Origin of the sequence: Sphingobacterium thalpophilum, assembly GCF_038396785.1 — a bacterium.
GTDB classification, from domain to species: domain Bacteria; phylum Bacteroidota; class Bacteroidia; order Sphingobacteriales; family Sphingobacteriaceae; genus Sphingobacterium; species Sphingobacterium thalpophilum_A.
Window position 1 is genome coordinate 5200976 of record NZ_CP151087.1, and the last position, 12376, is coordinate 5213351.

Consider the following 12376-nt stretch of genomic DNA (forward strand, 5'->3'; position numbering starts at 1 on the left):
ATGGGTGATCCGGACACCCTTTTTTGATAACCAATTAGTCGAACAAGTATGAACAATATACCTCAAAATATGGGGCATAACTCCGATTTAATGACAGATACATTAGCCCTGAATAGCCACAGCTGGTACAGATCGCTCAAAGCTGTAGCCCTCTTATACCATTGGCAATTGATTCGGGATGCAGGGGGGCTTATCCGTTCCCTGCGGATACATCAGGAATGGTCCAATCAGCAGCATTATCAGGTAGATGACAATTTATTAGCGCAGCTGATCAAAGCCTGGCCTGGGAACGATCCGGGGCCTCGCATCTGGGCCTGCTTACATATTGGTCCATATGGCCTGATCGCAAGGGCATTGATGCTGCTGGGGCATAAGCTGGCCATATTATTGCGTTCCGATGTCTTTGAAGCGCAGGGACAGATTTACAGGAAGCAGTTCCGGCTCTCCTTTGGCCGGGAAGCGACCGAGAATGAATTAATCTTCATTCGTGCTGATCAGGGCAATCCGCTCTTAAAGCTCAGGGAAGTGCTTCGGAAAAACTACCACCTGATTTTCTTTATCGATGGGCAGCTTAGTGCTGGTCAGGCCTCAAAGGGATGGGTACCGGTCAGACTGCATAAATCGGAGCTGCTTTTACGTGAGGGGATCGCTGCGTTAAGCTTTTGGACTAAGGTACCAATCAGAGCTGCCATCATGACAATGGTAGATGGGCAAATTACCCTTCGGTTTGGAGAGGAAGGACGATATGTGAACAATAGGTCCGACTACCAACCTGCAACGCAGTATATCCTTGATCTTGTGGGGGAGCTTGCTGCCGAAGAATTGATCCAATGGGAATGCCTGCCGGCAGTCTTTGATCATGAGCTGCTGATAAAGCAGGAGCAGATGCCTTTACAACACCTTTGGCTACCGTTTGTTGTGCAGGAAAAAAGAATGCTCTTTGATCTGGCGACTGGTCGTTCGGTGGTTATTGGAACCAAGGAATTTGAAATAGCCTGTCAAAAATTTAGAAAGATATGGTTGAATGTTTAAACGTGTTTTTTTGACTGAGGTTGTATAAATCTTCTTTAATTGATAAATTGTCTCTTCAAATAATTTATTTATTAAAATAAGGATTTGTTTTTTCTTATTACCTAAACCAATTATGATCAAGGACAGTATTCTTAAACCATTATCAGCGCGATTTCACTTTATTTTTTGGGGTGGCTATTTTGCCTGGATTAGCCTAGTTAATATCTATAAATTCGGCTGGTGGCATGTATGTGTTATCATACTAATGATTCCCTTTATGTTGGGCATTAGCTATACCAATCGAGCTTGGTTGCGACGTGCGCTATTTAGGCGTTTTACCTTGCAACGGATGGGCATCATGATCGGTTATTTTTTGCTGACAGCCCTGGCAGTTTTTCTGCTGCTATATCAATTTCCGACAGAGCTTAGCCGGAAAGTACTCAAAAACCCCAAATTGTTCAGAGCGGTAGACTTTGGAATCGACGTATTTACTTTCTATGTGACTTTTGTGCTCAAAGGCATTTTAATTCTGGCTATTGAGATCATTTACAATCTCAGTGCAGGTCTTTTCAGGCATTTGGGATGGAAAAGAATACATTCTCTAGAAAGTCTGAAAGCAAGGCTTTTTCGTAACTGGGCCGTTCATTTCATGGGCAATCTGACACAGAGCTTTACCCGTCTGGTACGAAAGCGACCTGCAGTTCTGACCCGAATAGAACTGTTCTTTGGTCTGGAAGCCTATGCTATGCGAACGATGAACTTTAGACAGCATATATCGGGAAAATTGGAAGATGAGCTCTTTTATCTGAAGCAGCTGATGCGCCTGTATGGTGAGCATCACATTCATCTGCAGTCGGATATTCAGGACTGGAACCATCCGATTATTCCCATGATGCTATTGAGCCTGTATAAAAATATGGTCAAACACGGCGATTATAGCGACAGCTCTTTTGAAAGTATTATTTATGTGTTTAGTGATATGGAGAGGGTATCAATAAGTTGTACCAATAAGGTTTCATCACAGTCTGCCTGGATATTTGAAGAAGGAGGCACTGGTTTAGAACAATTGACAAAATTGCTCCGTCTGGAATACGGCGAAGCATTTTCCTTGATAAAACAAATGGCTGACGGCATATTTTACTTGAACTTGGATATAAATTTTTAACATGGATACAATAAAAAAAATATTAAAGCAGGAGGGACGGCTCCAAAAAATCTGTGTGGGTATTGTGGATGATGATCCTGATGTTGTAGATGATCTTAAAAGATACGTAGACTTGACAGATGGTGTCGAATGTGTGTATGCGACGACCAATCCCAAGGAAGCCTTAGTGGCCTTGCGTCGCTTAAAACTGGATATTCTATTTCTTGATATTGAGATGCCCATCGTTGGGGGACTGGATATTTTGGGGCAGCTGGAAAGTCTCAAGCGGGGCAACACGGGTATTGCAAATCTTCAGGTGATTGTTTGCAGTACGAATAGAGAAGTAGGCGACAAAATGTTTCACTACGAGGTAACCGATTATTTTCTCAAGCCCTTCGAACAGGAACGTTTTTATAAAGCTATGGACAGAGCAAAAAAGAGAATTCAGCATTATGGTTTAAATAACTTGAATGATGATAATAAGTGCTTTTTCTATGGGGAACGGGGGGCTGTAAAAAAGAGGCTAAACTATGATGAGATCTGTTATATTGAAGCAAAAAATAATCAGACCAGAATATGGATGAATGATAAAACTTTCGTTGAAGTCAACGAATCGTTCGGTAATATGCTCGCCCTGTTACCCAAGGCGAGTTTTGCACAGGTACACCGAAGTGTTGCGGTTTCTCTCAAGCACGTGCTGGGGGTGACTGCCCATCATGTATTCCTTCCTGATATAGAAATAAACCGCGGCGAAAAGGGAAAATACCAATATTTTGACCAGTGGATTGAGCAAAATTCCATTAGTGGTAAGTTTCAGATACATGGTATCGTCAGAGAGGGAAAAGAGATGACGAACACGAGTCAAAGGATGTAATGTTAATACTGATTTTATGAAGATAATTTTGAATAAAACACGAAAAAATACACATAAAGGGAATGATGCTACTATATTGTTTGCCCTCCATATGCTGTACAGCAAATTGCAAAAAATGCAAATCAAGAATGAAATCCCTGATGAAGGCGCTGCGGTCTGGTGGGATGCGGCTTACGTACAGGAATTTGTCGGTATCAGCGAGAGAACCTTATACCGATACCAGCATAAGGGGATGCTCGGAACGGTACGTAAGGAAAATGGCAAACGCCTGTTTTTGCAGACCAGCGTAGAACGGTTTAAACGTGCCTACTGGAATCTGTAAATCCAGGATGGATTGAGATTATTTTTGGGGTCTTTCGTTTTCGGAGGACCTTTTTATTTTGTCTTTCGGAGCAATACCTGACCAACACCTTCCCATCTTCAACCTTTCGCCTACCTTTGTTCGACCGTTCCTTGGGTTTTCTTCGGGTGGCCATCGGGATCTGTTCGGGTGTGACTCGAAGCGGACCGCATGAAAACTGCTGGAAAGCCCGAGCAGGGCCGGGACTTGCTTGGGTGTTGGTCGGGTGCAAGTGTATAAAGAGGATGGTATATGGGGGCTGTCCTGCCAGCTCCCTGCCTAATTACCGAACTGCTCCTGCCAATGTTCTGTCAGTCTTTTTGTTGCTGTATGTTTTTGTTTTTTAAGTTTTTACGTTTGTGGTGTCAGGCTTAAATACCGGTATGTCTTAGCCACTGACAAGGGTTTAATTTTTAAAAAACAGAAAAATGGGAACAATAGTAAATGGAATAAACGGAGGTATAAGCGGTAAGACCGGCTCCGTGATAGGCTCCAGCTGGAAGAGTATCAACTACCTCAAAGGGCTTTATAAAAAGAGTAATAAACCGGCTAGTCAGGAGCAGCTGATCACGCAGGCAAAGTTCAAATTGCTGATGCGTTTTTTAATGCCCATCAATTCGTACCTGCAGGTCGGATTCGGACAGAAAAAAGCCGATCGGCAGACACCCCTCAATGCTGCGTTTCAGTTTAATCTGCCTTTGGCTATCCAGGGTACTTATCCGGGTTTTACACTGGACTATAGTAAAATCCGAATTGCCGACGGAGCTTTTTTTCTGGGGCCGCCCCAAGGTGCGTCTTTCGCCGATGAAGAGATGACGGTCACCTGGGATTCGAACAACAATGACATCTACGGCTCAGCAGACGATGACGGTGTGTACATCATCGGGTATCATCCCGAACAGGATGAGTTTTTGGCACCCTCTATCGTGCCAACCCGCCAGGTAGGTACCACGACTTTTGTAGTGCCTGCACATTTGCTCGGTGGCTCGGCGCATCTGTGGATCTTTATGGCCGACCGCAAGAAAAAGCGCGTATCCAAAAGTAGTTATTTGGGGCTGATACAGCTCATTTAGTTATTCATAGGGAATATCGTCCGCTATGGATGATATTCCCCTCTATTTTTTTCTATTATGAAGAAAAAATCAAATAAGAAACGGTCTGCTGCCCAACTTGACCAGCAGAAACGTTTTGCGCTGGCAATGAGTTTTTTGTCACCGCTGAAATCGATTCTGGCTGATGGATATAAATTTCTAGCCAAACGAAAAAAAAGACTCGTATATCCCTTTAACCTCGCCCTTTCACATGTGCTTAACATGGCCATTGCTGAAGAGGAAGAGGGGCCTTTTGTGGATCCCGAAAAAGTATGGCTCAGCGACGGTACGTTGCCTGGGGTGTTGGTCTCAGATATAGTCGAGGAAACTGGGCGGATACTGGTCAGTTACGATAGTTTTTCCTCCTTTTGTGCCTGGGATGATCATGTCAAACTGATCGCATATCAGGTGAAAGAAGGTGTGGCGATACGAAGTCAGCGCCTAGCCTTGCGCAGCGAGAAACAGGTCGCCTTGGATATCCCTCCTTCACTGCTCGGAAAAGAGCTCTTGCTTTATATTGTCTGCTGCGAAAGAGATGGTATAAAGTATGCACGGAGCCAGTATCTAGGGACTTATCTGATTAAATAATTTTTTAAAAAAGTAAAATGGAATATGTACAAAAACAAATGGTCTCCGATATCGAAGATATCTATTGGCCTTTAACGGGAAGGCAGCTGCTTGGCATCGTACTGGCCTGTCTTCTTTTATTTTTTATTTTATCGGGATTCTTGCTACAAGCAATCGATCCGACAGCTGGGGTATTGGATCTTGGTACCCTCTCCGTGCTGCTCTTTGGTATACTTGCTGGTCTAGCGGCTATTTATTGCTGCTTTTGGCTTCAGGAAATGCTTTGGCAGCCTTTTAAGTTTTTCCGTCAGGAATTTAGTCTTCACTTTAATCAATTGACCTCATGGCAACAATGCATTATCTATTTTTCGGTATTCTTTCTATCGCTATTCTCTTTCCTGGCCGTGCTCGCAATGCTGCTGTAATGGAGCGGAAATTGTCGGGAAATTATGCTGAGCTCCAACGCAGTAGTCCTGTTGCAGCGTATGTTGATGGCCTAGCAGCGGATTATCACGCCGCATGGAGTATACGTCAACGCATTGTTGATACCGCTTTACAGGAGATTGGCGTACAGGAAGCCACAGGCAACAACGATGGTGTGCAGGTTGAAGCCTATCTTCGCTACGTGGGCCTTGGAAAAGGATACGCCTGGTGTGCGGCTTTTGTATCCTGGTGTTATGGTCGAGCGGGACTTGCAGCACCACGCAATGCCTGGAGCCCGGCACTTTTTCCAATGACGCGCCGCTGTACGGCTGCGCAGATCGCGCAGGGTAGCATCCAACAGGCAGATCTCTTTGCGATCTATAGCTCCAGTCTCCAGCGTATCAATCATGTAGGGATTGTGCGCAAAAAGGAGGGTAATTGGATCCTGACTGTGGAAGGAAATGTGGATAATCGTGTATTGTGCAAGCGGCGTCCCTTGACTACTATTTATGCGTTTTCAAATTGGCTGGACTGAAAGGAGGAAGGATGAACACAAGGCTATGCCAGATGATATTTTATGGGGGACTCTTATTCTTGCTGGGCTCCTGCAAGGTCTACGAAAGTAAAAAATATCAGAAACAACAAGAAACGGATGCGCACCGGCAGTATACCGAGCAGCTCCGAACGTTATATTCTGACCATCAGGATACGCTTTCCCGCCTTTGGTACTTTTGGACGGACAGTGCTTTTCGTTTCTATCCCGATAGTGGTCTGTCTGCCCGGTCGGGAGGTTTAGTATTGCATGAGTCAGCCAAAAGAGTCAGTAAACAGGTACTGGAGCTGGCTGAAAAAAGGCAACAGGAAAAACAAAAGCAGGTCAGCCATGAAAAAAGCGGCATCCAAATGCGCTCTGCCCAGCAGGTTTGGATCATGGGCTTCGCCTTGCTCCTGTTTCTTCTTTGGCGATGGGGCCGATCTCACCTATTGCCCTAGTAAGCGTGGGAAGGAGGTCTGAAGAAAAGCTTCGACAGGTACTGTTGGGCTATGAAGGAGACACGAAGTAAAATCGTAGTCTCCTTTTTATGTGCCGGATGAATTCCTGCTATGCATGTTTGAGAAAAATCAAAATTTGTTAATCGTTTTAAATTTTTATTAAAAAAAGCAAAACCGTTTTAGTTTTATTATATTTGTTCGTAACCAGATTAAGGGAGTAATCCACAAATTACTAGACACAGTGCGTGAAAGACCAACTTATAAAATATTCCTGCATCATGTAATTGTTTTTTGTGACGCTTATTAGCTTGTAAGCAAATGTTAAGATTGGAGATCAATAACCGGATATTATAAACAAATAGCAATCTTTGCTAGTAATGAAAGGGTAAAACGTGACAATGTACGCACAAAAATACGACGATACTGAAGAGAAGTCTGTCTTGATCTCCCTGCGTTCTGGCTGCCAGCGTGCTTTTCGGCAGGTCTACAGTAGGTATAGCGGGCGTATTTATCTCAACATCCGTAAGATGGTCAAGTCCGAAGAAGACGCAGTCGAACTATTACAAGAAGTATTTATTAAAGTATGGGATAAACGGGAGTTGATTGATCCCGAGCAGTCTTTTCGATCTTATCTATTCCAGATCGCCAAATATACTGTCTATAATTTTATCCGGCGAAATAACCTCGAAAAACAAGTTCAGGCATATCTTAGCCTTCACAATACAGCCTTATACAGTCACGTCGAAGAAGAACTCTATGAAAAGCAATATGAAGAATGGTTGTCTCAGACCATTGACCAGCTGCCGCCACAACGCAAATTGATCTACAAACTTTGTAAAATTGAGGGCAAAACCTACGCCGAAGTAAGCGACTTATTGAGTATATCGACATCCACCATCAACGACCACATCGTAAAAGCTACAAAATATATCAAAGAGAAGCATGGGATCCTGGATAAATCCACATTGCTCATTATTTCTTTTATACTTCTCCAACAGCATTAACGCATCTAATTTTCATTGCACAGAAAAAAAGTAAAATAAATTTGCAGGTAGAGCAGATGACGTTTACCGCTGAAGTGTATTAGCTGAAAAGAGGATAACCAATTGTGGAAAAGAAAACACTTCGATATACGTTAAGGCGATATATACAGGGAAAACTTAGCGAAGAAAATTCCCGTGCGTTTTTGTCCTATGTAAAATCAGGCAGGGATAAAATATTACTTCAAGAACTCATCCAGGAGGTTTTGGACGATCCCGCCGATCAACATCTGTTGGACGATCCAACTTTATTGGCCGTACTGGATAATACCTGGGACCAATTGCATCTCCAGATCAATAAACCAAAAACAAAATCGCTATGGACTTGGAAACGTATTGGCGCAAGCGCAGCTGCTGTTATCGGACTATTATTTATTGGTCGCTGGTTTCTTACCATTGAAACTAAAAACGTATCTCCGCAAGCTGCACAACATGTGATATCACCCGGAAAACAATCGGCGACCTTAACGCTGGCCAACGGCAAGCAGATTCATCTACATGAAACACAAAACGGTCGGATTGCGGAAGAATCGGGTATAAGAATCTCTAAAACAACAGATGGCCAATTGATTTACGAAGTCAGCGATAATTCGCAGGGCGAAATCGAGCAAAATACCTTATCGACAACCAAAGGAGAAACCTATCGGATTAAGCTACCTGACGGTACACAAGTATGGCTCAATGCGGCTTCTTCGCTCAGCTATCCGGTTCGTTTTGCAAATCAAAAAAACAGAACTGTCACACTGACCGGTGAAGCTTATTTTGAAGTAGCGAAGGATTCCAAACACCCCTTTATTGTGCAGGCAGCAGATCAGCAGGTCGAAGTGCTCGGTACCCATTTCAATGTAAATAGTTATGCCGACGAATCGGCGGTACAGACCACCCTACTGGAAGGTCGTGTACAGGTCAGTTCCCACAGTCAAAAATTGTTATTAGCACCGGGTCAGCAGTCGAGCCTTACAGCTCATGGGGTGCTAAAATCCCGTCCAATAGATACTGCGCCGGTTATTGCCTGGACAAACAACGAATTTATGTTCGAGCGAGATGATATCGAAAGTGTCATGCGCAAGGTGGCACGCTGGTATAATGTGGAGGTCATCTATCAAGGTAAAAAAACGACCGAGAAATTTGGTGGCGGAATATCGCGTTTTGATGATGTTCAAAAAGTCTTAAGCCTGCTCGAAAAAACGGGTGCCGTTCATTTCAGAATCGACGGAAAAAAAATACATGTACTGCCGTAATAATCCGCTAAATAATTAATGACACAATAACCTAAATAAACGAACCGATGAACAAAAAACGACAAAACGAATAGCCACGAAGGGGGGTATAAAAAAGCAACCAAGATCCTGAAGGAGCTCGGTTGCCGTTTGGGACAATTAAATTTTAACTATCCAATCTGCAGTATGTTTCTGTTTTGGACGACTCGAATACACTGCAAATAAACCTTACAAATGTATCAAAATTATATCAGAAAAAAGGAGATAGCGTATCTGCTATTCCGTAAACTATGGCTTATTATGCGATTGACAACCATAATTATCTTAGTTACTTTTATGCAGGTTAGCGCTACCACCTTTGCACAAAAGGTAACATTAGAATACTCCAACATGAGCCTTAAGAAAATATTTAGGGAACTCAAATCTCAGACGGGATACAATTTTCTGTACACTGAACGGCAGATGGTAAACGCGAAGCCTGTTGACATAAAAGTTAGGGACCGTCAATTGTCGGATGTATTAGACCAGATCTTTAAAGATCAGCCCTTGTCCTACCAGTTGGATAATAAGACTGTGGTCATTTATGATAAGCCAAAAGCTTCCATAACGTCCGTACCGATGGAGTTTACGATTACCCCAAATCAAGTCCCCGTAAAAGGACGTGTGACCAATGAACGTGGCGAACCGCTCGCAAATGTCTCTGTGCGGGTCAAAGGAAATGAATCTATAGGTACTACCACCAATAGTGATGGTCTATTTACCCTCACAAATCTTTCACCCAAAGCAACCTTGGTATTCTCCTCTGTTGGTTATGATGCATTGAGCGGAGAACTGTCTTCCCTGCGGACCGATGGATCGGGGCAGCTCAATGTGATCATGAAAAATAGCAACAGTCAGCTCGAAGAAGTTATCGTAATCGGCTATGGTACCACGACACGTCAGCGTGTTGTTGGGGCCGTTGACCAGATCAGTGCGAAGACTTTCGAAAACCGACCTGTAGGCAATGTAACGCAAGCCCTTCAAGGAGCCTCACCCAGTTTGACCATCCAACAGAAAAGCATGGACCCCAATGATAATTCGATGAATATCAATATTCGTGGAATATCTACCATAAACAGTAATGCGCCGCTGGTGGTGATCGATGGAATTATTACAGAAGGCGGAACACTCAATAAGATCAATCCGGATGACATCGAAACGGTGTCGGTATTGAAAGACGCCGGTTCTACGGCTATATACGGTTCGAGGTCTGCAAATGGCGTTATTTTGGTAACCACCAAAAGAGGACGCCAAAATCAGCGGCCTGCGGTGACTGTCGGCACCCAGTGGGGCGTGCAAGAACCTAAGATTTTATTTTCACCTGTTGCAGGATATGAAAATGCGACCCTTCGTAATCTTGCACTGACCAACTCAGGAATGGATCCGCAGTTTTCACCAGAGGCTATTGCAGACTTATATGCCCATCAGGATATCGAGCGGTGGAACTTGCCGGAAATCATGAAAAACTCTTTCCAGCAAAAATATAATATCAGTGTGGCCGGGGGTGGAGATAAAAGTTCCTATTTATTTTCCGGCGGCTTTTACAATCAGCCCAGCAACTTTGTCGGACAGGACTTTGGCATTAAGCGGTACAATTTGCGGAGCAACCTCAGTACAGAGATCGGACGTTTTAAATTGACCTCAATCTTAGCCTATACCCGCAACAACAACATGAGCAACACGGCCGGAAGTGCCATTATCAATGCTTCCAGACTTCCGCCTTATTACTACTATCGCATGCAGGCTGATAATGGAAAATATCTTGTCAACAATGCACTTACAGATCAAAATCCTCTGGCCGAACTGAATGAAGGCGGCTATATTAAAAATGATAACGACTATTTTAATATCAACCTGAATCTCGAAGCAAAACTGTTCGAAGGTTTAAAACTGCGTGGTATCTTCGGAGCGGACATCTATGCCGATCACCGTTCTATCCGTAGAATCCAGGTGCCATTATATTCCAGTCCAGATGCCACGCAACCTCAGGTCTACGTCAATTCAGACCGCAATACCGAAGATTTTAACGAAAAAGCCTCGTTGTTAAACTTTCAACTCCTTCTGGATTATGACCGAAATTTTGGCAGCCATCATGTATCAGGTCTGTTTGGAGCATCCAACGAATCCTATACACGCCGACAAAACGAACTGAAAATGAAATTTACTGATCCTGTCCTCGGCACACCTACGACAGGGACAGTTATCGATCCCGTGAGTGCCCGTGTGACACCAAATGGGACACTGCAAAATAGTATCAATTCGATCTTCGGTCGTGCCGGATACGACTTTGCAAGTAAGTATTTTGCCGAATTTAGCTTTCGCTACGATGGATCTTCTAAGTTCTCGAAAGCTAATCGCTGGGGCTTCTTTCCTTCGGGATCCCTCGGATGGCGGGCATCCGACGAAGTATTTATGAATTGGTATAAACAACATGTCGGTAGCCTAAAAATCAGATCTACCTATGGTGTTCTTGGCAATCAGGCCGTAGACGACTATGCGTATTATTTTACCTATGAATCCTATCAGAACAGTTATGGATTTAACAACAAACCTGTTTCTGCTGCGGGATTTAATTATGCCAGCCTGGATCTACGCTGGGAGAAAACCTATAATTTCAATGTTGGGTTGGACGCCACCTTCTTTCATGATAAATTAACGGCCAGTTTCGATTATTTTAAAAAGCGTACAGTTGATATCTTGATGTCGCCTCAAATACCTTCCACATTCGGAACCTCCCTAAAAAATCAGAATTTAGGTGAAATGAACAATGAGGGCTGGGAAATCAACCTTAGCTACCGGGCTACAACAGGCGATTTCCACCATACGATCAATGCGAATATGGGCGATAGTCACAATAAGATTATTGCGATGCCCGGCGATGACCGTATTTCGACAGTCGATAACATTACTAAATTAACGCGTGTTGGGCTACCCTATAATTCCTATTATGGGTACAAGATGGCCAGATTCTTTCAAAATATATCGGATATTGAAACTTCGGCCTTGCCGAGCGGTATTACGGCAGCAGATCTGCGCCCCGGCGATGTAAAGTATGTCGACCGCAATAACGATGGAATTATCGATGCACGCGACCGCTTTGTGTTGGGCAATGGATTCCCCCGGTTTACATTTGGTCTTACCTATAACCTGAATTATAAAGATTTTGATTTTAGTATGTTCTGGCAAGGGGTAGGCAAGCGCGATATGATGATCCGGGGAGAATTGATCGAACCCTTTCATCAGAATTATTCCTATACCATTTATCAGCATCAACTCGATTACTGGACGCCGACCAATATTGATGGACGCTGGCCCCGACTGACTGCAAATGGATCAACAGCATCGACCAACAACTTTGGGAAAGATTCTGATCTCTATCTTTTCAATGGGAAATATGCTCGATTGAAAAATATACAGGTAGGTTATTCGTTACCCAAAGAAGTCGTGTCGAAATTGGGATTGCAGCGTGTTCGCTTTTTCATCAATGCCCAAAACCTGCTGACTTTGAGCAAAAACTCCTGGATAGATCCCGAATCCTCCGAATTTGATTCTAACATGGGTGGTTCGGCAAATAGTGCCCGCAATTATCCGACGTTGAAATACTATGGCGGTGGATTAAATATTCAATTCTAAC

The 12376-nt window shown here is 43.6% G+C and carries 12 protein-coding genes; all 12 read left to right on the plus strand.

What is annotated here, in order from left to right; translation table 11 throughout:
• The first annotated feature begins 48 nt into the window (after nucleotides 1–48).
• The 12 genes from AACH28_RS23045 to AACH28_RS23100 all read left to right on the plus strand — a co-directional run bounded on the left by AACH28_RS23045 (nucleotide 49) and on the right by AACH28_RS23100 (nucleotide 12375).
• A complete protein-coding gene (locus AACH28_RS23045) occupies nucleotides 49–1032 on the plus strand; it encodes a hypothetical protein (RefSeq protein ID WP_341831635.1) in 984 nt (327 codons plus the stop codon).
• A 112-nt stretch (nucleotides 1033–1144) separates the two neighbouring features.
• Nucleotides 1145–2176 (plus strand): hypothetical protein, encoded by a 1032-nt coding sequence (locus AACH28_RS23050; protein WP_341831636.1) that lies wholly within the window; start codon nucleotides 1145–1147, stop codon nucleotides 2174–2176.
• 1 nt (nucleotide 2177) lies between these two features.
• The gene (locus AACH28_RS23055; RefSeq protein WP_070568219.1) at nucleotides 2178–3029 is read left to right on the plus strand and encodes a LytTR family DNA-binding domain-containing protein; all 852 of its coding nucleotides are present in this window, start codon (nucleotides 2178–2180) and stop codon (nucleotides 3027–3029) included.
• Nucleotides 3030–3045: 16 nt separating this feature from the next.
• Nucleotides 3046–3351 carry a hypothetical protein gene (locus tag AACH28_RS23060; RefSeq protein ID WP_157698533.1) on the plus strand — a complete coding sequence of 102 codons (306 nt, stop codon included), beginning with the start codon at nucleotides 3046–3048 and terminating at the stop codon, nucleotides 3349–3351.
• 446 nt (nucleotides 3352–3797) lie between these two features.
• Nucleotides 3798–4442, plus strand: a complete 645-nt coding sequence (locus tag AACH28_RS23065; RefSeq protein WP_070568213.1) for a DUF6266 family protein — start codon at nucleotides 3798–3800, stop codon at nucleotides 4440–4442.
• A gap of 57 nt (nucleotides 4443–4499) precedes the next feature.
• Entirely contained in the window at nucleotides 4500–5048 is a 549-nt protein-coding gene (locus AACH28_RS23070; RefSeq protein WP_070568210.1) for a DUF6266 family protein, read from the plus strand.
• 17 nt (nucleotides 5049–5065) lie between these two features.
• Nucleotides 5066–5452, plus strand: coding sequence for a hypothetical protein (locus AACH28_RS23075; protein ID WP_159333194.1), 387 nt, complete (start codon nucleotides 5066–5068; stop codon nucleotides 5450–5452).
• The gene (locus AACH28_RS23080; RefSeq protein ID WP_341831637.1) at nucleotides 5371–5985 is read left to right on the plus strand and encodes a CHAP domain-containing protein; all 615 of its coding nucleotides are present in this window, start codon (nucleotides 5371–5373) and stop codon (nucleotides 5983–5985) included. The genes AACH28_RS23075 and AACH28_RS23080 overlap by 82 nt, the downstream gene beginning before the upstream one ends.
• A gap of 11 nt (nucleotides 5986–5996) precedes the next feature.
• Entirely contained in the window at nucleotides 5997–6443 is a 447-nt protein-coding gene (locus AACH28_RS23085) for a hypothetical protein (protein ID WP_159333193.1), read from the plus strand.
• 398 nt (nucleotides 6444–6841) lie between these two features.
• Nucleotides 6842–7447, plus strand: a complete 606-nt coding sequence (locus AACH28_RS23090; protein ID WP_159333192.1) for an RNA polymerase sigma factor — start codon at nucleotides 6842–6844, stop codon at nucleotides 7445–7447.
• Nucleotides 7448–7551: 104 nt separating this feature from the next.
• Nucleotides 7552–8724 carry a FecR domain-containing protein gene (locus tag AACH28_RS23095; RefSeq protein ID WP_341831638.1) on the plus strand — a complete coding sequence of 391 codons (1173 nt, stop codon included), beginning with the start codon at nucleotides 7552–7554 and terminating at the stop codon, nucleotides 8722–8724.
• 369 nt (nucleotides 8725–9093) lie between these two features.
• Nucleotides 9094–12375: a TonB-dependent receptor gene (locus AACH28_RS23100; RefSeq protein ID WP_341831639.1), complete on the plus strand. Its 3282-nt coding sequence runs from the start codon at nucleotides 9094–9096 to the stop codon at nucleotides 12373–12375.
• The last annotated feature ends 1 nt before the right edge of the window (nucleotide 12376 follow it).

Excerpts from the sequence above, each read along its gene's own strand:
- AACH28_RS23045 (WP_341831635.1), top strand. The coding sequence starts at position 49 with ATGAACAATATACCTCAAAATATGGGGCATAACTCCGATTTAATGACA.
- AACH28_RS23050 (WP_341831636.1), top strand. The coding sequence starts at position 1,145 with ATGATCAAGGACAGTATTCTTAAACCATTATCAGCGCGATTTCACTTT.
- AACH28_RS23055 (WP_070568219.1), top strand. The coding sequence starts at position 2,178 with ATGGATACAATAAAAAAAATATTAAAGCAGGAGGGACGGCTCCAAAAA.
- AACH28_RS23060 (WP_157698533.1), top strand. The coding sequence starts at position 3,046 with ATGAAGATAATTTTGAATAAAACACGAAAAAATACACATAAAGGGAAT.
- AACH28_RS23065 (WP_070568213.1), top strand. The coding sequence starts at position 3,798 with ATGGGAACAATAGTAAATGGAATAAACGGAGGTATAAGCGGTAAGACC.
- AACH28_RS23070 (WP_070568210.1), top strand. The coding sequence starts at position 4,500 with ATGAAGAAAAAATCAAATAAGAAACGGTCTGCTGCCCAACTTGACCAG.
- AACH28_RS23075 (WP_159333194.1), top strand. The coding sequence starts at position 5,066 with ATGGAATATGTACAAAAACAAATGGTCTCCGATATCGAAGATATCTAT.
- AACH28_RS23080 (WP_341831637.1), top strand. The coding sequence starts at position 5,371 with ATGGCAACAATGCATTATCTATTTTTCGGTATTCTTTCTATCGCTATT.
- AACH28_RS23085 (WP_159333193.1), top strand. The coding sequence starts at position 5,997 with ATGAACACAAGGCTATGCCAGATGATATTTTATGGGGGACTCTTATTC.
- AACH28_RS23090 (WP_159333192.1), top strand. The coding sequence starts at position 6,842 with ATGTACGCACAAAAATACGACGATACTGAAGAGAAGTCTGTCTTGATC.
- AACH28_RS23100 (WP_341831639.1), top strand. The coding sequence starts at position 9,094 with ATGAGCCTTAAGAAAATATTTAGGGAACTCAAATCTCAGACGGGATAC.